Genomic DNA, 19,843 nt, shown 5'->3' on the forward strand with positions numbered 1-19,843 from the left:
CGGTGGCGTTATCCCTTCACAGCGCCCGCGGTCAGCCCCGCGGCCATCTTGCGCTGGACGATGAGGAACAGGACGACGATCGGCACGGCCATCATCGTGGCGCCGGCCATCATCGGGGCGTACTCGGTGCCGTGCTTGGTGGTGAAGTTGCCGAGCCAGACGGTCGCCGTCTGGTGTTCCTGGCTGAGCAGCATCAGGGCGTACAGGTACTCGTTCCAGGCCTGGATGAAGCCGTAGACCGAGGTGGCGACCATGCCCGGGGCGAGCAGCGGGAAGACGACCCGGATGAAGGCGCCGGTGCGGGTGCAGCCGTCGACCATGGCCGCCTCCTCCAGCTCCTTCGGGATGTTGACGATGAAGCCGCGCAGGGTCCACACCGTGAACGGGAGGATGAAGGTCAGGTACGTGATGATCAGGCCCGAGAGCTTGTCGTACTGGTCGAGGTCGTTCAGCAGCAGGAAGACCGGGATGATCATCGAGACCAGCGGGACCATCTGGACCGCGAGGATGCCGACGATCACGATCTTGCGGCCGCGGAAGGCGAAGCGGGAGATGGCGAGCGCGGCCAGCAGGCCGACGACGACGCCGATCACCACGACCGAGAGGGACACGATGAGGCTGCGGCCGACCGGGCCCCAGAAGTCGGCGATGTCCAGCGCCCGGCGGAAGTTGTCGAGCGTGACGCCGGTGGGCAGCAGGCTCGGGTTCGGGTCGATGGCGTCCTTGGCCGGCTTGAACGCCGTGTCGAGCATCCAGTAGAGGGGGAAGCCGACGACGACGAAGACGAGCAGGCCGACGAGGTTCCAGCCCAGCTTCGACTTCTTGCGCCCGCCGGTCGGCTTGCGGGGCGCGTCGGTCGTGAGCGCGCTCATTCGACCTCTCCGATCTGAAGCATCTGACGCATGTAGACGGCGACGACACCGAGCAGCAGCACCACTGTCACCAGGGCTATCGCAGAACCCTGTCCGTAGTCGTTGACGACGAAGGCACGGTCGTACGAATAGGTGCTGAGCAGTTGGAAGTCGGCCTCGGGGTGACCGCCGCGCATCACGAACACCTGGGGGAAGACGCCCATGTCCCAGATCACCGACAGGGTCGTGAGCATCACGATGATCGGCTTCAGGATGGGCAGCGTGACGTAGCGGAAGACGCCCCAGGCGCCGGCGCCGTCGAGGCGGGCGGCCTCCTCCAGCTCCTGGGGGACCTGGGTGAGTCCGGCGCTGAGGGTGATGACCACGAAGGGCACCGCGCCCCAGACCACCAGCAGCATGATGACGAGGAGTCCCTGGGGGCCGCTGGCGAACCAGTTGTGGCCGACCATGTCGACGCCGGGCAACTTGCTGAGCAGGGCGTTGAAGACGCCGTAGTCCGAGTCGAAGAGCCACTTGAAGACGGTGGTCGCGACGATGACCGGCATGCCCCAACTGGCCACCAGGACGATGTTGATGAGGGTCTTCACCCAGCCGGAGACCTTCTGCTGGAGCAGCGCGAGGGCCATGCCGATGACCATCGTGAAGATGACCGAGCCGGCCGCGAAGACGATCGTGCGGACGACGACGCCCCAGAACTCGGAGTCGCCGAGAATCCCGGTGAAGTTGTCGAAGCCGATCCACTCGGCGGACTTGAAGCCCCACAGCTGGGACTGGCCGAAGGACTGGAAGGACAGGGTGACCAGGCGGACCAGCGGATAGCCCATGACCAGGGCGAGGATCAGCAGGCAGGGGGCGAGCAGCAGCCAGGGGACCCCGGCCCCTCTCGACGTCCGCTGTCTGCGGGAAGCGCTGGGGACGCCCGGTGGCGGCGCGTGCCGCGGCGGCGGCACCTTGGCGGGGGTGGTCGTGTCGGCACTCATCGCGGGCTCCTCAGCGATCCCTCAGGTCGTACGGCCGTGCTGCACAGCGGATTTTCGTGCACGAGACGGGGCCCCGCCCCGAGGACACCGAGATGTCCGACCGGACGTCTCGGTGTCCGACAGGGCCCCGTGCCGGGTCCTGCCATGGGTCACTTGGTGTTGATGACCTTGTCGATCGCGGTGTCCGCGGCCTTCGCGGCGTCCGCCACCGACTGCTTGCCGGTGCCGATGTTCTGGAGCATCGTCTGGAGGACCTGGGCCTTCTCGACCTGTCCCCAGCCCGGCGCCATCGGGACGAACCAGTTGGACTCGGCCGCGGTGGCCGGGACTGCCGTCGCGGGGTCGTTCTTCAGGGTCGCGAGGTCGGTCTTGTTGTTCGGCAGGTTGCCCTTGGCCATCAGGCCCTTCTGGCCGGACGGGCCGGTGAAGGCGTTGATCCACTCGGCGGCGAGCGCCTGTGCCTTGGACTTGACCGGGATGGCCAGGTCCGAACCGCCCAGGAACACGGGCATGTTCTTGCCCGACGGGCCGGGCATCACGAAGTTGAGGAGATCGGTCTTCAGCTTGCCGCCGGTCTTGTCGTTCTTCGGGTCGGCGGCGGTCGCGCCCTCCCACGCGGCGGCGAAGATCATGGACGCCTTGCCCTGGCCGTAGACGATGTAACGGTCGGACTCGTCCTTGGTCTTGTCGCCGTGCATGTACTTGTCGATGACCGACTTCCACTCGGTGAGTCCCTTGACGGACTCGGGCGAGGAGAGGCTGGCCTTCCACTGGCCACCGGACTGGGTGGCGATGGCGCCGCCGGCGTCGTAGACGAAGGACATGGCCGCGTACCAGTCACGGGTGGGCTGGTACCAGGCGCTGAACTTGCCGCCCTCCTTCTTCTGGATCTTGTCCAGGTCGGAGGTCAGCTCGGTGTACGTCGTCGGCGGGGTCTTGACGCCGACCGAAGCGGCGATGTCCTTGCGCCAGTTGGCGACGCGGCCACCGGCGTAGTAGGGGACGCCGTAGGTCTTGCCGTCGTAGGTGACGGAGGCCTTGAGGCCGTCGAGCCAGGCGGAGGAGTTGGTGAACTTGGCGGTGTCGACGGGTGCGAAGGCGCCCTTGACCATGTAGCCGAGCATCTCGGTGTTGCCCATCTCGACCACGTCGGGCGCCTTGTCGGTGGCGAGGACCGCGTCGAGTTTGGTGTTCTTGTCCGGCCAGCCGTAGTACTCGTGCTTGATCTTGACGCCGGGGTGCGCCTTCTGCACGGCCGCGTCCGCGGCCTTGACCAGCTGGGGCCAGTTGTTCTGCGCGTCGACGGTGAGCCAGACGGTCAGCTCCTTGGCGTCGGCGCCGCTGTTCGAAGAGCCCTTGTCGTCGTTGCCCCCGCACGCCGCGATGGAGACCATCATGCCCGCGATACCGATCGCGGCTATGAGCTTGCGCTTCACGCCACCCTCCTCAGGGATGCCTGCCACACCTCCCGCCCATGGGCCGGGACCTGAACCAATGGTGTAGACCAGTACCGGGAGCTTGGACCAGACCAGAGGGCCTGTCAAGGGTCCCCGAAACGGCCCTGACCAGCCGTTATGGGACCTACATATGCAGGAACCTTTAAGTAAGAAGGCAGCGAAAACAGGGGCGCCGGAGTACTCTCTTCCGCTAGACCACTTGGCGCTGTGGACTAGACCAAAAGAGACGGCGACGGTATACAGAGGGGATCACCAAGTGACCCTTGTCCGGAGCCGGGAAGGCGGAGCATGAGCACCGACGTCAGCAGTGCGGAGAACGAGGGTGGGGCCACCGTCCGCACCGCGCGTGTGCCCAAGTACTACCGCCTGAAGAAGCACCTGCTGGACATGACGGAGACGTTGCCGCCCGGCACACCGGTCCCGCCCGAGCGCACCCTGGCCGCGGAGTTCGACACCTCGCGCACCACCGTGCGCCAGGCCCTTCAGGAACTGGTCGTCGAGGGCCGCCTGGAGCGCATCCAGGGCAAGGGCACGTTCGTCGCCAAGCCGAAGGTCTCGCAGGCCCTCCAACTCACCTCGTACACCGAGGACATGCGCGCCCAGGGCCTCGAACCCACCTCGCAGCTCCTGGACATCGGCTACATCACCGCCGACGACACCCTCGCCGACCTGCTCGACATCACCGCCGGCGGCCGGGTCCTGCGCATCGAGCGCCTCCGCATGGCCAACGCCGAGCCGATGGCCATCGAGACGACCCACCTCAGCGCGAAGCGCTTCCCCGCCCTGCGCAGGTCCCTCGTCAAGTACACGTCCCTCTATACGGCGTTGGCCGAGGTCTACGACGTCCATCTCGCCGAGGCCGAGGAGACCATCGAGACCTCGCTGGCCACCCCGCGCGAGGCGGGCCTGCTCAGCACCGACGTCGGCCTGCCCATGCTGATGCTCTCCCGCCACTCCCTCGACCAGGAGGGCAAGCCGGTGGAGTGGGTGCGGTCGGTGTACCGGGGCGACCGCTACAAGTTCGTGGCGCGACTGAAGCGCCCGCAGGACTAGGGGACTTAGGGGCGACCCCGGTTCGCGGACGGGGTACTTTCGGCCATTCTCGCGGTGCTCGTCGTGGCCGAGATCGCGGATGCGCTCCGGGTCCGTGTCCGCCCCGTCCGCCGCCCCGCACTCTCCGTCCCGGTCGGGACGCCGTACGCCGGGTCGAACATCACGGCACCGGCCGGGCCGGTCCCGACCCGCGAGGGTGAGGAGGAGGCGGCCCGCGAGGCGGTCGGCGCCGACGCGGGCGGCCGGCCGGACGATCCGCGGAGTGCGCTGTTACGTCCGGGAGTTGACGGACGAGTCGGTGTACGGCCGGTATGTCGCGCGTGTCCGCCGGGGCCGCCCCGAGGCTGAGGTCCCCGGCCCCCACGACGTCGAACGCCCGCGGAGCGCCCGCCGAGAGGCCGGTCCGCGCCAGGGATTCCGTTGCTGTCGACACCGATGTCGGGCCTTCACCGAATCGACATGACGATATGCGGACGGGGTCTTTCGCGGCGGTGACGCGGTGACCTAGATTGCCTGCGCATTACACAGGTGATCAGCGTGGGGACGGAGCCGAGAAATGTCAGATGTGCCCGAAGTTCCGCCCGAAACGGGGCTGCCGGTGGTGACGCCGGCCCGTGTCGTCATCGCCGTGTGTCTCGTCGCGCCGTTCGTGGCGCTGCTCTGGGTCGGCTCCTACACGAAGATCGACCCCACCTTCATCGGCGTGCCGTTCTTCTACTGGTACCAGATGCTCTGGGTGCTGATCTCGACCGTGCTGACGATGACGGCCTACAAGCTGTGGCAGCGCGACCAGCGGACCCGCCATGGAGGTAACCGGTGAACGACGGCGTGAACGGCGTCGCCCTCGGCGTCTTCATCTTCTTCTTCCTGGCCGTCACGGTCCTGGGCTTCCTGGCCGCGCGCTGGCGCCGGGCCGACAACGAGCACAGCCTCGACGAATGGGGCCTGGGCGGACGGTCGTTCGGCACCTGGGTCACCTGGTTCCTGCTCGGCGGCGACCTCTACACGGCGTATACGTTCGTGGCGGTCCCGGCGGCGGTCTACGCGGCGGGCGCGGCCGGCTTCTTCGCGGTGCCGTACACGATCCTCGTCTACCCGCTGATCTTCACCTTCCTCCCCCGCCTCTGGTCGGTGTCGCACAAGCACGGGTACGTGACGACCTCGGACTTCGTGCGCGGGCGCTTCGGCTCGAAGAGCCTGTCGCTGGCGGTGGCGATCACCGGCATCCTCGCGACGATGCCGTACATCGCGCTCCAACTCGTCGGCATCCAGGCCGTGCTGGACGTCATGGGAGTCGGCGGCAGCGCGAACTCCAACTGGTTCGTGAAGGACCTGCCGCTGCTGATCGCGTTCGCCGTGCTGGCCGCGTACACCTACTCGTCCGGGCTCCGCGCACCCGCGCTGATCGCGTTCGTGAAGGACGGCCTGATCTACCTCGTGATCGCGGTGGCGATCATCTACATCCCGATCAAGCTCGGCGGCTTCGACGACATCTTCAGCGCGGCGGGCGCCAAGTTCAAGGCCGCGGGAGCGGGCGGGCTCGTCCCCGCGCCGGCGGGCCAATGGACGTACGCCACACTGGCGTTGGGCTCGGCACTGGCCCTGTTCATGTACCCGCACTCGATCACCGCGACCCTCTCCTCGAAGAGCCGCAACGTGATCCGCCGCAACACCACGATCCTGCCGCTGTACTCACTGATGCTGGGCCTGCTCGCGCTGCTCGGTTTCATGGCGATCGCGGCCGGAGTCAAGGTCACCAACGGCCAGTTGGCGATCCCGCAGCTGTTCGAGAACATGTTCCCGGACTGGTTCGCGGGCGTGGCGTTCGCGGCGATCGGCATCGGGGCGCTGGTGCCCGCGGCGATCATGTCCATCGCGGCGGCGAACCTCTTCACCCGCAACATCTACAAGGACTTCATCAAGCCGGACGCGACCCCGGCCCAGGAGACCAAGGTCTCCAAGATCGTCTCGCTCCTGGTGAAGGTGGGCGCCCTGGCCTTCGTCCTGACGATGGACAAGACGGTGGCGATCAACTTCCAGCTCCTGGGCGGCATCTGGATCCTCCAGACCTTCCCGGCCCTGGTCGGCGGCCTCTTCACCCGCTGGTTCCACCGCTGGGCCCTCCTCGCCGGCTGGGCGGTCGGCATGGTCTACGGCACCCTCGCGGCCTACGGCGTGGCCTCCCCGACCCAGGACCACTTCGGCGGCTCGTCCAAGGAGATCCCGGGCATCGGCGAGATCGGCTACATCGGCCTGACGGCGTTCGTGATGAACGTCGTGGTGACGGTGGTCCTGACGTTCGCGCTGAAGGCGTTCAAGGCGCCGGAGGGCGTGGACGAGACCAACCCCGGCGACTACACGGCCGACGCGGGCGACCCGGGCGTGAAGGAAGAACTCCCGGTGATCTCCGGCCACTGAGCCACCCTGGGGGCGCGGGACCGTATCGATGTGCGGCTCCCCGCGGGGGCGCGACCAGCGACACACGACCCGCAGCGGGCCGCCGAGAGCACGCCTCGGCGGCCCGCTGTCGTACACACTCACCCCCATGGACATCCTCATCCGCCGAGCAGTCCCCACCGAATACGAGGACCTCGGCAACATCACGGCGCAGGCCTACCTACAGGACGGCCTCCTCGACTACGGCGACACCGACCCCTACCTGGACGTACTGAAGGACGTGGCAACCCGCGCAGCCACCGCAGAGGTCCTCGTCGCGGTGGACGGCGACCACCTCCTCGGCGGCGTCACCTTCGTCCCCGGCCCCGGCCCCGTCGCCGACATAGCCCGCCCCGGCGAGACAGAGATCCGCGCCCTCGCCATCGCCCGCACCGCCCGAGGCAGAGGCGCGGGCGAGGCCCTGGTCCGCGCCTGCATCGACCGCGCCCGAGCCACGGAGGGCTGCACGGCCGTGGTCCTGTCGACCCAGCCCTCCATGCACGCGGCCCACCGCATCTACGAACGCCTGGGCTTCACCCGCACCCCCGACCGCGACTGGAATCCCGTGCCACACCTCGACAATCTCACTCTGCTCACCTATGAGCTGACGCTCTGAAACCACCGCGACACAACATCTGGTGGTGATGTGACGGGCGAACACAAGATGTATGCTCATGCTCGCTGTCGCCGCAGGGGAATCCGGTGCGAATCCGGAACTGTCCCGCAACGGTGTACTTGTGCGCATACCCGCACATGGTCAGTCCGAGGACCTGCCGACGGCGCGCGTCCGGCCACCTGGCCGGACGCATGACGTCCGGGCCTCGTGGAGTGGGCCGGTGGACGCGACGCCCCGTGCGCTCGTGTGCTGCCGGCCTGCCCTCGGCGAGGCCCCGTGCCGAGCGAGGGAGAGCCCCACCGTGACCATCGCGCCAGCAGAGCCGGCATCAGCGAACCGGGCAACCGACACGATCGTCCCCGGAACCGACGTTCCCGGAACGGCCGTTCCCGGAGCCGACGGTCCCGGTACCGCGATCCTGCGGACCCTGACCGAGCTGACCGCCGACCTCCCCGACGCCGACCCGGGCCGGGTCGCCGCCGCCACGTTGCGCGGCCGGTCCGCGCGGGCGGACGTGACGGAACTGCGCGAGCTGGCCACGGAGGCGGCCGCCGGCCTCATCTCCGAGGACCCCGTCTACTCCCGGCTCGCCGCCCGGCTGCTGACGATCAGCATCGCCGCCGAGGCCGCCTCCCAGGGCGTCACGAGCTTCACCGAGTCGGTCGCCGTGGGCCACCGCGAGGGCCTGATCGCGGACCGCACCGCCGAGTTCGCGACGCTGCACGCGGCCCGCCTGGACGCGCTGATCGACACCGGGGCCGACGACCGCTTCGGCTACTTCGGCCTGCGCACCCTGTACAGCCGCTACCTCCTCCGGCACCCGATCACCCGCAAGGTCATCGAGACCCCCCAGCACTTCATGCTCCGGGTCGCGGCCGGCCTCGCCGAGGACGACAGCACCCGCGCCCTGGAGGAGGTCGCCGCGCTGTACCGCCTGATGAGCCGCCTGGACTACCTCCCGTCCTCCCCCACGCTCTTCAACTCCGGTACGCGGCACCCCCAGATGTCGTCCTGCTACCTCCTCGACTCCCCGCTGGACGAGCTGGACTCCATCTACGACCGCTACCACCAGGTGGCCCGCCTCTCGAAGCACGCCGGTGGCATCGGGTTGTCGTACTCCCGTATCCGCAGCCGGGGTTCGCTGATCCGTGGCACCAACGGCCACTCGAACGGCATCGTCCCGTTCCTGAAGACGCTGGACGCCTCGGTCGCCGCGGTGAACCAGGGCGGCCGGCGCAAGGGTGCCGCGGCGGTGTACCTGGAGACCTGGCACTCCGACATCGAGGAGTTCCTGGAGCTGCGGGACAACACCGGTGAGGACGCCCGCCGTACGCACAACCTGAACCTCGCGCACTGGATCCCGGACGAGTTCATGCGCCGGGTCAACGAGGACGGCGAGTGGTCGCTGTTCTCCCCCGCCGACGTGCCCGAGCTGGTCGACCTGTGGGGCGACGAGTTCGACGCCGCGTACCGCGAGGCCGAGGCGCGGGGCCTGGCGAAGAAGACCATCCCGGCCCGTGACCTCTACGGCCGCATGATGCGCACCCTCGCGCAGACCGGCAACGGCTGGATGACGTTCAAGGACGCGGCCAACCGCACCGCCAACCAGACGGCCGAGCCGGGTCACACGGTCCACTCCTCGAACCTCTGCACGGAGATCCTGGAGGTCACGGACGACGGCGAGACGGCGGTCTGCAACCTCGGTTCGGTCAACCTGGGCGCGTTCGTCGTCGACGGCGACATCGACTGGGAGCGGCTGGACGAGACGGTCCGCACCGCCGTCACGTTCCTGGACCGCGTGGTCGACATCAACTTCTACCCGACCGAGCAGGCGGGCCGTTCCAACGCCCGCTGGCGCCCGGTGGGCCTCGGCGCGATGGGCCTCCAGGACGTCTTCTTCAAACTGCGCGTCCCCTTCGACTCCCCGCAGGCGCAGGCGCTGTCGACCCGGATCGCCGAGCGCATCATGCTCGCCGCGTACGAGGCGTCCGCCGAACTCGCCGAGCGCAACGGCCCGTTGCCCGCCTGGGAGAAGACCCGTACCGCCCGCGGTGTCCTGCACCCCGACCACTACGGCGTCGAGCTGACCTGGCCCGAGCGCTGGTCGGCCCTGCGGGAACGTATCGCCCGGACCGGCATGCGCAACTCGCTCCTGCTGGCGATCGCGCCGACGGCCACCATCGCCTCGATCGCGGGCGTCTACGAGTGCATCGAGCCGCAGGTCTCCAACCTGTTCAAGCGCGAGACCCTCTCCGGCGAGTTCCTCCAGGTCAACTCGTACCTGGTGGACGAGCTGAAGCAGCTCGGCGTGTGGGACGCCCGCACCCGCGAGGCGCTGCGCGAGGCCAACGGCTCGGTGCAGGCGTTCAGCTGGATTCCGGCCGACGTGCGCGCCCTGTACCGCACGGCGTGGGAGATCCCCCAGCGCGGCCTGATCGACATGGCCGCCGCCCGTACCCCGTTCCTGGACCAGTCCCAGTCCCTGAACCTGTTCCTGGAGACGCCGACGATCGGCAAGCTCTCCTCGATGTACGCGTACGCCTGGAAGCAGGGCCTGAAGACGACGTACTACCTGCGCTCCCGCCCGGCGACCCGCATCGCCCGCGCCGCCCAGGCCCAAGCCCCCATCCCCGTCCAGCAGGTGACCCCCGACGAAGAAGCGGTCGCCTGCTCCCTGGAAAACCCCGAGTCCTGCGAGGCCTGCCAATGACCAGCGAAGCCAAGAACCTTCTCGACCCGGGCTTCGAGCTGACCCTCCGCCCCATGCGCTACCCGGACTTCTACGAGCGCTACCGGGACGCGATCAAGAACACCTGGACCGTCGAGGAGGTCGACCTCCACTCGGACGTCGCCGACCTCGCGAAGCTGTCGCCGGGTGAGCAGCACATGATCGGCCGGCTGGTCGCGTTCTTCGCGACGGGTGACTCGATCGTGGCGAACAACCTCGTGCTGACGCTGTACAAGCACATCAACTCCCCCGAGGCGCGGCTGTACCTGAGCCGTCAGCTGTTCGAGGAGGCCGTGCACGTCCAGTTCTATCTGACGCTGCTCGACACCTACCTCCCCGACCCGGAGGACAGGGCCGCCGCGTTCGACGCGGTGGAGAACATCCCCTCCATCCGCGAGAAGGCCGAGTTCTGCTTCAAGTGGATCAACGAGGTCGAGAAGCTGGAACGCCTGGAGACCCAGGCCGACCGCCGCCGCTTCCTCCTCAACCTGATCTGCTTCGCCGCGTGCATCGAGGGGCTGTTCTTCTACGGCGCGTTCGCGTACGTCTACTGGTTCCGCAGCCGGGGTCTCCTGCACGGTCTCGCCACCGGCACCAACTGGGTGTTCCGCGACGAGACGATGCACATGAGCTTCGCCTTCGAGGTGGTCGACACCGTCCGCAAGGAGGAGCCGGAGCTGTTCGACGACCAGCTCCAGCAGCAGGTCACGGACATGCTGAAGGAGGCCGTCGAGGCGGAGCTCCAGTTCGGGCGCGACCTGTGCGGTGAGGGTCTGCCGGGCATGAACACCGACTCGATGCGCCAGTACCTGGAGTGCGTCGCGGACCAGCGTCTCCAGCGGCTCGGGTTCGCCCCGGTGTACGGCTCGGAGAACCCGTTCTCCTTCATGGAGTTGCAGGGTGTGCAGGAGCTGACGAACTTCTTCGAGCGCCGCCCGTCGGCGTACCAGGTGGCCGTGGAGGGCACGGTCGACCTGGACGAGGACTTCTAGCCCTTAGTGCTGGGACGGCCCATGGAGCTTCCATGGGCCGTCCATGGACCTCCTATGGAGGGGCAAAGTTCTTGAGGCGTGCCTGTTCGGGGCTCGTCGGCCCCGGATAGCTTCTGGCCGTTGTGTCATGTCACGCACAACAGCGCCACAGAACGTTCAAAGTGTCATGCCCATGACGACGTTCACCGCCGCCGCTACGCGCGTCACAGGCCTGCCACCAGCGCCGAGGAACCCCACTCCAACGACGGAGGCAGCACCCCCATGCGTGAAAAGCCCAGACGGAGTCTGCGAAGACTACTGACCGCCGCCATCCCCGCCCTCACCCTGAGCGTCTTCGGCCTCATGGCCGCGACGCCCGCCGGAGCGCAGACGGCCCCCCACGCCACCACCCAGTCCGCCCAGGTCTCCAAGGTCACCCAGAACGCGAAGGCCCTGACCGCCCCCGCGGCCCAGGCCGTCCACGCGACCGGCAAGGCCGGGCAGAAGGTGCCGACCGAGCGCCTCTGCGCGACCGCGGCCCCCGGCTCGGCGTCCTGTTTCGCCCAGCGGCGCACCGACATCAAGCAGCAACTGGCCGCCGCCGTGCACTCGGACGCCGCAGCCGCGGTCTCCGGGCTGAGCCCGGCCAACCTGCACAGCGCGTACGCGCTGCCCTCGACCGGCGGCTCCGGCCTGACGGTCGCGGTGGTCGACGCGTACAACGACCCGAACGCCGAGTCGGACCTCGCCACCTACCGCTCGAACTTCGGCCTGTCCGCCTGCACCAAGGCCAACGGCTGCTTCAAGCAGGTCAGTCAGACCGGCTCGACCACCTCGCTGCCGACCAACGACAGCGGCTGGGCGGGCGAGGAAGCGCTCGACATCGACATGGTCAGCGCGGTCTGCCCGAACTGCAACATCATTCTGGTGGAGGCCACTTCGGCCACCGACGCCAACCTCGGCACCGCCGAGAACGAGGCCGTCGCCCTGGGCGCGAAGTTCGTCTCCAACAGCTGGGGCGGCTCCGAGTCCTCCTCGCAGACCAGCGAGGACACCTCGTACTTCAAGCACCCGGGCGTCGCGATCACCGTCTCCTCCGGTGACAGCGCCTACGGCGCGGAGTACCCGGCGACGTCCCAGTACGTGACCGCGGTCGGCGGCACCGCACTGTCGACCTCCTCCAACTCCCGCGGCTGGACCGAGTCCGTCTGGAAGACCAGCAGCACCGAGGGCACCGGCTCCGGCTGCTCCGCCTACGACCCGAAGCCGACCTGGCAGACCGACACGGGCTGCACCAAGCGCATGGAGGCCGACGTCTCCGCCGTCGCCGACCCCGCCACCGGCGTGGCCGTCTACGACACCTACGGCGGCTCCGGCTGGGCGGTCTACGGCGGCACCAGCGCCTCGTCCCCGATCATCGCGGGCGTCTACGCGCTGGCCGGCACCCCCGGTTCCAGCGACTACCCGGCGAAGTACCCCTACTCCCACACCAGCAACCTGTACGACGTCACCAGCGGCAACAACGGCTCCTGCTCGCCGAGTTACTTCTGCACCGCGGGCACCGGCTACGACGGCCCGACCGGCTGGGGCACCCCGGACGGCACCGCCGCCTTCACCTCCGGCACCACCACGGGCAACACGGTGACCGTCACCAACCCGGGCAGCCAGTCCACCGTGACCGGCAGCGCTGCGAGCCTCCAGATCTCGGCCTCGGACAGCGCGGGCGCGACCCTCACCTACAGCGCGAGCGGACTGCCGACCGGCCTGTCGATCAGCAGCTCGACCGGACTGATCTCCGGCACCGCGTCCACCGCGGGCACCTACGCCGTGACGGTGACCGCGACCGACTCCACCGGCGCCTCCGGCTCGGCCTCCTTCACCTGGACGGTCAGCACCTCCGGCGGCGGCACCTGCACCTCCACCCAGCTGCTGGGCAACGCGGGCTTCGAGTCCGGCAACACCACCTGGACCGCGAGCAGCGGTGTCATCACCAACGACACCGGCGAGAGCGCGCACGCGGGCTCGTACTACGCGTGGCTCGACGGCTACGGCTCCACCCACACCGACACGCTGTCCCAGTCGGTGACCGTCCCGTCCGGCTGCAAGGCCACCTTCACCTTCTACCTGCACGTCGACACCGCGGAGACCAGCACCAGCACGGCGTACGACAAGCTGACGGTCACCGCCGGTTCGACCACGCTCGCGACGTACTCGAACCTGAACAAGGCCACCGGGTACGCGCAGAAGAGCTTCGACCTGTCCTCCTTCGCCGGCTCCACCGTCACGCTGAAGTTCAGCGGCGTCGAGGACTCCTCCCTCCAGACCAGCTTCGTCCTCGACGACACCGCCGTGACGACCAGCTGACCTCCTCATGAGCTGGGCCCCGGTCGTCTCGCAGCGGCCGGGGCTCTGTCATGTCCACGAATATTGCGCTGCTCACAAGGGATCCGGATGCGTCCGTGACACGTCAAAGGGGCAAAGGAGGCTCCCCATGCGCCGATCGATTCTTGGTCCGTCCCTCGCCGTCGCCACCCTGGCGCTCGCCCTCACGGGCTGCGGCACGAAGTCCGACACCGGCAGCAGCACGGTGTCGCCGTCGTCCTCCCCCACACCGAGCAAGAGCAGGGCGGCCTGTACGGCGAAGGAGACCCTCGCCGCGACCGACACGAACGGCACGTTCTGTCTGACGACCGGAAACACCGTCCGCATCCTGCTGGACGGGACGACGACCCGGCCCTGGGCCCCGGTGAAGACCGTCGGCACCGGCCTGAAGGCCACCAACAGCGGAATCCTGATCCGGCCCGGCGACGCGAGCAACGCCTACGAGGCGGTCTCGGCCGGGACCGTGAAGCTCACGTCGTCCCGGCCGCTGTGTGCCACCGCGCCGCACAAGATCTCGTGCAAGGGAATCCAGGAGTGGTCGGTCACCGTCGTGGTGTCGAAGCCATGAGCCGGTGCGCGGTCCGGATCTGACGGTCGACGCGCCGGTCGTGCGCGATGCCGAGCAGCGAGGGGAAGGTCACGGCCACGAGGATGCCGACGACGGTGAGAAGGGCGATGAGGTTGTCCATGGCTGCGTTCATGGACATGAGTCTCGTCCTGTTGACTCCTTACCGTGAGTGGCAGGACTGCCGTACACCCTCGATTTACTGCCATCCGAGGCGCACACTGGCGGCATGCTGACGAACGTGGCCGTGGTCCTGCTCGACGGAGTGCACCCCTTCGAACTCGGCGTGGTCTGCGAGGTGTTCGGCCTCGACCGCAGCGACGAGGGCCTGCCGGTCTACGACTTCGCGGTCGCCTCGGCCGAGGGCCCGAAGCTCTCCACCCACGCGGGCTTCTCCCTGGCCGTCGAACACGGCCTGGAACGCCTGGAGACCGCGGACCTCATCGCCGTACCGGCGGGTGCGACCTACGCGGCCCGGGAGTACCCGGAGGACCTCCTCGACGCCCTGCGCCGGGCCGTCGACCGGGGCGCCCGGGTACTCAGCGTCTGCTCGGGCGTCTTCGTGCTGGCCGCCGCCGGACTGCTGGACGGGCGGCGCTGCGCGGTGCACTGGCACCACGCGGAGCTGCTCGCCCGGCGGTATCCGAAGGTCGTCGTGGAACCTGACGTGCTGTACGTCGACGCGGACCCGGTGATCACCTCGGCGGGCACCGCCGCCGGCATCGACGCCTGTCTGCATCTCGTGCGCAAGGAGCAGGGCCCGGAGGTCGCCAACGCGATCGCCCGGCGGATGGTCGTGCCGCCGCACCGCGACGGCGGCCAGGCCCAGTACATCGAGCGGCCGCTGCCGCGCACGCGGTGCGACACGGTGGGCAAGGTGCTGGTGTGGATGGCGGAACACCTCGACCAGGAGGTCACCGTCGAACAGCTCGCCGCCCGTGCCCTGATGTCACCGCGCACGTTCGCCCGCCGCTTCCAGCAGGAGACCGGGACCACGCCGTACCGCTGGATCCTGCGTCAACGGGTGCTGCTGGCCCAGCAGTTGCTGGAGGCGACGGACGAGACGATGGACACGATCGCCTGGCGGACCGGCTTCGGCACCGCACCCGCCCTGCGCCACCAGTTCGTCCGGGCGCTCGGCACCACCCCGAACGCCTACCGGCGCACGTTCAGGGGCCCGGAAGCCGCCTGAACGCGCGCCTGCCGACGTCACCTCAGCACGGGCCTGAGCAGCAGCTTGTTGGGCCGCAGGGTGATGCCCACGCGGGTGGTGTCGTCCGAGCCTGGCACCTGCTCGAAGCGGTACTTCGCCGCCACCGCCGCCGTGATCAGGCTCAGCTGGGCCATCGAGAAGTGGTCGCTGGGACACTTCCGGTTGCCGTTGCTGAACGGGCTCATGGCGAACTTCGGTACGTCCTTGGACCGTTCCGGAAGCCAGCGGTCGGGATCGAACTCGTCGTTGTGGTCATACGAACGCGCGTCGCGCTGGATCGCGTACGGACTGTAGATGATGTCGGCCCCGGCCGGAATCCGATAGCCACCCAGATCGGTGTCCGCGAGCGCCCGCCGCGTCAATATCCATACGGCGGGACGCAAGCGCATCGCCTCGACGACGACATTGTTCGTGTGGGCCAGCTTCCGGACGTCGTCGAATGCCACCGGGCGGCCACCCGTCACGGATTCGACCTCTTCGCGTATCTTGTCGGCGTGTTCCGGGTGTTCGGTGAGGACCTGGAGCAGCCACATGATCGTGGACGCGATTGTTTCGCTTCCGGGGGTGAGGATCGCGACGACCTGGTCGTGGATCTCCTGTTCCCCGATGGGCTCGCCATTGTCGTCCGTCGCCTCCAGCAATGCCGTCAGCAAATCGTCCGGCTTTTGACCAGATGCCCGCCGTTCGGCGACGATCTCGTCGACCAGGAGATGCAAATCGGCCAGCGCCCGGTTGAATTCGCGGTTGGCCGGAAGAGGCAGCCGGTAGAGCGGTCCCGCCGGTACCACCATCCGCCGGTACATACCCCGGAAGACGGTGGCGAGCGCGACGCACAGCCGCTCGGCGCGCTCGTCCATGAAGTCGCCGCGCAGCAGACAGCGGGCCGCGATCCGCACGGCGACCCGGAAGGACTCGGAGGTGCAGTCGATCGTCTCGCCCTTCGCCCAGCGCTCGGTGAGGGCGTGCGCCTCCTCCTCCATGATCGGCCCGTAGGCGGGGATCGCGTCGAGCTTGAACGCGGGCTGGATGATGCGCCGTTGGCGCCGGTGGGTGGGCCCGTTGGCGGTGGCCACGCCCTCCTTGCCGAGCAGTCCCTCCAGGGACTCCCAGAGCGGGCCCGCGATGATGAAGTCCGGGTTCAGCGCGAGCGCTCCGGTGAGGGCCGGCGCGGTGACGGCGTAGACGGTCTTGGGTCCGAGGCGGAGCCTCACGACGTCGCCGTGGTCGCGGAGTTGGGCCATGAAGGCCAGGGGGTCGCGGACCAGCTTCCAGCCGTGGCCGAGAAGCGGGACCCTGCCGCCCGCGACGGGCGGCTCAATCAGCTCCGGCACCTCGGGTGCCGCGGGCTTCACAGACTCGACGGTCATTTCTCACCTGCCGCTTCGTTGTTGACGTACGGGGGTGTGGACCGGTCGTCCCAGCTGTCGACCATGTAACGGCCGGACTCGTGGTGGAACCAGTAGACGGAACTGAACCAGTTCCGCATGTTTTTGAGGTTGGCCCGTACGGCCGCGCTCAGTTCCGTTCCCCGTGCCGTTCCGTCGTCGAGGCGGTCGGCGAGCCGTAATGTCTCGCGTTCCGCCTCCAGGAATTCTGCTATGCATTCCTCGATACGGCGCCTCAGTTCGGCGACCGCTTGCTCCAGGGTCAGTCCCTCGTGTTTGATGAGACTGATGCCGAGATTGTGGACCTCGTCGCCCGCGAGTTCCTTGGGCAGTGAGCAGAGGTCGTTGTACCAGGCGGCGAATTCCTGACTGAGCAGGGCCGCGCGGCGATATCCCGAGCTTTTCCGCACACTGTCCGGGAGTTCACAACCCGCGCTCGCCTCCAGCAGATCCGTCCAGATCCAGTGGGCGAAGGTGAGCCGGCGCAGTGCGAGGTATTCGTCGACCGTGGGGACGATTCCCTCGATGCGATTGCGGAATTCACGGTCGTAGGCCTCGATGACGGCGTGGAAGTGGCGGGCGAACCGCGCGTTCCAGGTGTCGGGGAGGAACGAGTAGATCCGCGTCATGCTGTCGGCGAACCCGGCGACCAGCGGATCCGGGTGGAACAGGTGGTGCCGTGGTGAATCGAGTGCAGCATGCAACCGGAACCTCAACCGCCGCCAGGCGTCGGGCCGTTCGTGCACGATGTCCCGGTCGTGGCGGTCGTCCCAGACGAAGAACCACGCGCTGTAGTCCGCTATCGCCTGGAGCACCTCGTCCGGGGCACCCTCGTAGTACCCGGCCATCAGGTCCGTGTAGCAAAGACCGTCGGCATATTCCCGCACCTTCTCCGCCGGCATGAGACGTTTTTCCAGCAGCCAGACACGTGTCTTCTCCTGGAGCCTCGGCCAATACGGATGCAGTTGCCGGGGAAACGCCGCCTCGATCACCGGGAGAGAGAGCGACGGTGGAACCGCGATCGCTGTCGTTGCCGTTGTCGTTGTGGTGCTGTGTGAGAAAGCAGGCACGAACAAACCCCTCTCAGCCGCCAGTTGCGCACGCCCCTCCCGCTGTGCCGGGCGTGCGCCGTTGCGTATCCCCGCACTTCCTATTCAGCACCACAACTGACCGTTCTGGGAACGGATTTGCTTCCTTCACTACCCCCAAGTGCCGAGAATCCCCCCTTGTGTGACCGATTCTGGATCACTACCGAGCACAAACGATCGAATGTACGAGGGACATGCGAACGGCGCCTGGTCAGGGAGGTGCTCCTGAACAGACGCCGTGCGGAAGGGAGACGGGGCGACCGCTGGGGTCGGCCGAGTCAGTCGTTGGCGACCACGGGGTAGCGGGGCTCGTTCTCGGCCATCTGCCGCAGCGCGTCCTTGCGGTCACGCTTGGAGAGCCGGTCGATGTACAGATAGCCGTAGAGGTGGTCGGTCTCGTGCTGCAAACACCGTGCGAAGTAGCCGGTGCCGCGGACCTTGATGGGGTTGCCCTTCTCGTCCTGGCCGGTCACCTCGGCGTAGTCGGGCCGGGCGAGCGGCGCGTACGCGGTCGGCACGGACAGGCACCCCTCGTTGCTCTCGTCCAGGTGCCGCTTGTCGGCGGGCAGGTCGACGAGCTTGGGATTGCAGACGACACCGACATGCCGTTTGCCCTCGTCGTCCTGGCAGTCGTAGACGAAGACCTTCAGGTCGACGCCGATCTGGTTGGCGGCGAGGCCGACGCCCTCGGCGGTGCGCTGCGAGGCGAACATGTCCGCGACCAGCGTCTCCAGCTCCGCACCGAACTCGGTGACGTCCTTGCACTCCTTGTGCAGCACCGGATTCCCGACGACCGTGATCGCCCGCGAAGTCCCCCGCTCACGCCAGACCGCCTCACGCTCCTCGGTCTCCTCGGTGTCGATGACGAACCCCTCGTCATCCACGGGGAGCACGCCCACGTGCTGCTGATCGGTGTCCTGCTGCGCCATGCCGACGAATGCCTTCCTGAAGCCAAGGGGGAGAAGTTGCTGATACAGGGTACGGCCATCGTCTTGTCTTTAAGGGGCGCGGGGAACTGCGCGACCGGCCACGACGGTGCGGCACCCGACCAACGACCTCAGCAGACCTCTTCCAGATCCCGCCAGTCCCGCGAGTCGGGGCTGTCCGCGACCCAGCCATCCAGCAACCCCCGTACCAGCGAAGCCGGCGCGGCCAACCCGCACTCCCGCTCCGGCATCCACAGCTGCCCGTCCGTCCGATGCCCCAGCGGACCGGGATGTCCGGGCTCACTGTGGTCATGCGGATCGAGATGCTCCCCGTCGCCCTCGTCGGACGGCATCCGCGACTCGGAACACATCCGGCACAGCAACCGCACGGAGGACGACCAGTCCTCCGCCGCGAACCCCGCATCCGCGGCCAACTGCTCCAGCGCGTCCCGATCGGCCTCGGTGGCAGCCTCGAGCAGCACCACCCAGGTAGGTACAGGAGAGGGCGCCCACAGCTCGATCTCGTCGAACACGGGGTACGAGTGCCCGGCAGCGGTCGTCCGCTCCCCGTGCGGCACCCCGTCATGGAGCACGACCTCACCCCACCGCCGCCCCGACGACGGCAGCGGAATCGACAGCACCTCGATCCGCGCGGGGTCCAGCCGCCGCCCCCACACCACCTCGGCCTCCCCCTCGGGAGAGAGCCGTACGGCGGCGCTGCCGAGATCCATCCCGGCCGGCTCACCCGCACCGGTGACCCCGCCCGGCACCCGCAGCCCGTACGCCTGCCAGGCCCGCCGCGCCAGCGGCCAGTCCTGAAGGGCGGTGGCCGCGATGCCCACGTTCCACCAGTCAGGTGCCCCGGCCTCCCGGTCGAGCAGCGCGACGGCGCGCAGCCCGGCCGCCCGCGCCTGCTCCCAGTCGTGCCGGAACTTGTGGAGCAGGGCGAGGTTGAACCAGGACTCGGACAACCAGGGTTCAAGATCGGCGGCACGTGTCAGCAGTGCGCCCGCGTCCTCGTACCGACCGTCGCCGATCAGCGTGAACGCGCGGTCTGTGGCCTGCCGCCAGGAGGCGGAGGGCCGGTGCCGTCCCTTGCCGAAGATCCTCACGATTCCCGCCTGCCAGTTCCGTTCAGTGGGCTGGCCATGCCCCCGGACACCCTCTTCTT

General features: G+C 68.3%; 18 protein-coding genes and 1 riboswitch. Of the genes, 10 read left to right on the forward strand and 8 right to left on the reverse strand.

The window, feature by feature from the left end:
- Positions 1–8: 8 nt before the first annotated feature.
- The 3 genes from ACIRB1_RS28190 to ACIRB1_RS28200 form a co-directional block, all read right to left on the reverse strand.
- Positions 9–872 (reverse strand): carbohydrate ABC transporter permease, encoded by an 864-nt coding sequence (locus ACIRB1_RS28190; RefSeq protein WP_352180677.1) that lies wholly within the window; start codon positions 870–872, stop codon positions 9–11.
- A complete protein-coding gene (locus ACIRB1_RS28195) occupies positions 869–1,852 on the reverse strand; it encodes a carbohydrate ABC transporter permease (RefSeq protein WP_403467435.1) in 984 nt (327 codons plus the stop codon). Before ACIRB1_RS28195 ends, ACIRB1_RS28190 begins: the two co-directional genes overlap by 4 nt.
- 149 nt (positions 1,853–2,001) lie before the next feature.
- A complete protein-coding gene (locus ACIRB1_RS28200; protein ID WP_403467436.1) occupies positions 2,002–3,288 on the reverse strand; it encodes an extracellular solute-binding protein in 1,287 nt (428 codons plus the stop codon).
- A 309-nt stretch (positions 3,289–3,597) separates the two neighbouring features.
- Between ACIRB1_RS28200 and ACIRB1_RS28205 the strand changes: the two genes are divergently transcribed.
- From ACIRB1_RS28205 to ACIRB1_RS28245, 9 genes are all read left to right on the forward strand, one after another.
- The gene (locus ACIRB1_RS28205) at positions 3,598–4,362 is read left to right on the forward strand and encodes a GntR family transcriptional regulator (protein WP_352180680.1); all 765 of its coding nucleotides are present in this window, start codon (positions 3,598–3,600) and stop codon (positions 4,360–4,362) included.
- 79 nt (positions 4,363–4,441) lie between these two features.
- On the forward strand, positions 4,442–4,825 hold the full coding sequence (locus ACIRB1_RS28210; RefSeq protein WP_403467437.1) for a CstA-like transporter-associated (seleno)protein: 384 nt from the start codon (positions 4,442–4,444) through the stop codon (positions 4,823–4,825).
- A 93-nt stretch (positions 4,826–4,918) separates the two neighbouring features.
- Positions 4,919–5,182, forward strand: coding sequence for a DUF3311 domain-containing protein (locus ACIRB1_RS28215; RefSeq protein WP_403467438.1), 264 nt, complete (start codon positions 4,919–4,921; stop codon positions 5,180–5,182).
- The gene (gene mctP, locus ACIRB1_RS28220; protein WP_403467439.1) at positions 5,179–6,780 is read left to right on the forward strand and encodes a monocarboxylate uptake permease MctP; all 1,602 of its coding nucleotides are present in this window, start codon (positions 5,179–5,181) and stop codon (positions 6,778–6,780) included. Before ACIRB1_RS28215 ends, mctP begins: the two co-directional genes overlap by 4 nt.
- Positions 6,781–6,907: 127 nt before the next feature.
- Positions 6,908–7,414, forward strand: a complete 507-nt coding sequence (locus tag ACIRB1_RS28225; RefSeq protein WP_403467440.1) for a GNAT family N-acetyltransferase — start codon at positions 6,908–6,910, stop codon at positions 7,412–7,414.
- 45 nt (positions 7,415–7,459) lie between these two features.
- Positions 7,460–7,591: riboswitch (cobalamin riboswitch) on the forward strand.
- 124 nt (positions 7,592–7,715) lie between these two features.
- Entirely contained in the window at positions 7,716–10,124 is a 2,409-nt protein-coding gene (locus ACIRB1_RS28230) for a ribonucleoside-diphosphate reductase subunit alpha (protein ID WP_403467441.1), read from the forward strand.
- Positions 10,121–11,134 (forward strand): ribonucleotide-diphosphate reductase subunit beta, encoded by a 1,014-nt coding sequence (locus tag ACIRB1_RS28235; RefSeq protein ID WP_403467442.1) that lies wholly within the window; start codon positions 10,121–10,123, stop codon positions 11,132–11,134. Before ACIRB1_RS28230 ends, ACIRB1_RS28235 begins: the two co-directional genes overlap by 4 nt.
- Positions 11,135–11,395: 261 nt before the next feature.
- Positions 11,396–13,477, forward strand: a complete 2,082-nt coding sequence (locus tag ACIRB1_RS28240; protein WP_403467443.1) for a putative Ig domain-containing protein — start codon at positions 11,396–11,398, stop codon at positions 13,475–13,477.
- Positions 13,478–13,604: 127 nt separating this feature from the next.
- Positions 13,605–14,063: a hypothetical protein gene (locus tag ACIRB1_RS28245; RefSeq protein WP_352180687.1), complete on the forward strand. Its 459-nt coding sequence runs from the start codon at positions 13,605–13,607 to the stop codon at positions 14,061–14,063.
- Here ACIRB1_RS28245 and ACIRB1_RS28250 read toward each other — a convergent pair.
- Positions 14,038–14,196 carry a hypothetical protein gene (locus ACIRB1_RS28250; protein WP_403467444.1) on the reverse strand — a complete coding sequence of 53 codons (159 nt, stop codon included), beginning with the start codon at positions 14,194–14,196 and terminating at the stop codon, positions 14,038–14,040. The genes ACIRB1_RS28245 and ACIRB1_RS28250 overlap by 26 nt on opposite strands.
- A gap of 93 nt (positions 14,197–14,289) precedes the next feature.
- Here ACIRB1_RS28250 and ACIRB1_RS28255 point away from each other — a divergent pair, with 93 nt between their 5' ends.
- The gene (locus tag ACIRB1_RS28255; protein ID WP_403467445.1) at positions 14,290–15,252 is read left to right on the forward strand and encodes a GlxA family transcriptional regulator; all 963 of its coding nucleotides are present in this window, start codon (positions 14,290–14,292) and stop codon (positions 15,250–15,252) included.
- Positions 15,253–15,269: 17 nt separating this feature from the next.
- Here ACIRB1_RS28255 and ACIRB1_RS28260 read toward each other — a convergent pair whose 3' ends face one another.
- The 4 genes from ACIRB1_RS28260 to ACIRB1_RS28275 all read right to left on the reverse strand — a co-directional run bounded on the left by ACIRB1_RS28260 (position 15,270) and on the right by ACIRB1_RS28275 (position 19,784).
- Entirely contained in the window at positions 15,270–16,640 is a 1,371-nt protein-coding gene (locus ACIRB1_RS28260) for a cytochrome P450 (RefSeq protein ID WP_352180690.1), read from the reverse strand.
- Complete coding sequence (gene cyc1 / locus ACIRB1_RS28265; RefSeq protein WP_403467446.1) at positions 16,637–17,728, reverse strand: epi-isozizaene synthase; 1,092 nt, start codon at positions 17,726–17,728, stop codon at positions 16,637–16,639. The genes ACIRB1_RS28260 and cyc1 overlap by 4 nt, the downstream gene beginning before the upstream one ends.
- 296 nt (positions 17,729–18,024) lie before the next feature.
- Complete coding sequence (gene def / locus ACIRB1_RS28270; RefSeq protein ID WP_403467447.1) at positions 18,025–18,675, reverse strand: peptide deformylase; 651 nt, start codon at positions 18,673–18,675, stop codon at positions 18,025–18,027.
- A gap of 128 nt (positions 18,676–18,803) precedes the next feature.
- Entirely contained in the window at positions 18,804–19,784 is a 981-nt protein-coding gene (locus ACIRB1_RS28275; protein WP_352180693.1) for a hypothetical protein, read from the reverse strand.
- Positions 19,785–19,843: the final 59 nt, after the last annotated feature.

Origin of the sequence: Streptomyces sp. NPDC096013 (assembly GCF_044763565.1) — a bacterium.
Classification (GTDB): Bacteria; Actinomycetota; Actinomycetes; order Streptomycetales; family Streptomycetaceae; genus Streptomyces.

Bases quoted from the DNA above. Each gene is read 5' to 3' on its own strand.
- ACIRB1_RS28190 (WP_352180677.1), bottom strand. From the start codon at position 872: ATGAGCGCGCTCACGACCGACGCGCCCCGCAAGCCGACCGGCGGGCGC.
- ACIRB1_RS28195 (WP_403467435.1), bottom strand. From the start codon at position 1,852: ATGAGTGCCGACACGACCACCCCCGCCAAGGTGCCGCCGCCGCGGCAC.
- ACIRB1_RS28205 (WP_352180680.1), top strand. From the start codon at position 3,598: ATGAGCACCGACGTCAGCAGTGCGGAGAACGAGGGTGGGGCCACCGTC.
- ACIRB1_RS28210 (WP_403467437.1), top strand. From the start codon at position 4,442: ATGCGCTCCGGGTCCGTGTCCGCCCCGTCCGCCGCCCCGCACTCTCCG.
- ACIRB1_RS28215 (WP_403467438.1), top strand. From the start codon at position 4,919: ATGTCAGATGTGCCCGAAGTTCCGCCCGAAACGGGGCTGCCGGTGGTG.
- ACIRB1_RS28225 (WP_403467440.1), top strand. From the start codon at position 6,908: ATGGACATCCTCATCCGCCGAGCAGTCCCCACCGAATACGAGGACCTC.
- ACIRB1_RS28235 (WP_403467442.1), top strand. From the start codon at position 10,121: ATGACCAGCGAAGCCAAGAACCTTCTCGACCCGGGCTTCGAGCTGACC.
- ACIRB1_RS28240 (WP_403467443.1), top strand. From the start codon at position 11,396: ATGCGTGAAAAGCCCAGACGGAGTCTGCGAAGACTACTGACCGCCGCC.
- ACIRB1_RS28245 (WP_352180687.1), top strand. From the start codon at position 13,605: ATGCGCCGATCGATTCTTGGTCCGTCCCTCGCCGTCGCCACCCTGGCG.
- ACIRB1_RS28250 (WP_403467444.1), bottom strand. From the start codon at position 14,196: ATGAACGCAGCCATGGACAACCTCATCGCCCTTCTCACCGTCGTCGGC.
- ACIRB1_RS28255 (WP_403467445.1), top strand. From the start codon at position 14,290: ATGCTGACGAACGTGGCCGTGGTCCTGCTCGACGGAGTGCACCCCTTC.
- ACIRB1_RS28260 (WP_352180690.1), bottom strand. From the start codon at position 16,640: ATGACCGTCGAGTCTGTGAAGCCCGCGGCACCCGAGGTGCCGGAGCTG.
- def (WP_403467447.1), bottom strand. From the start codon at position 18,675: ATGGCGCAGCAGGACACCGATCAGCAGCACGTGGGCGTGCTCCCCGTG.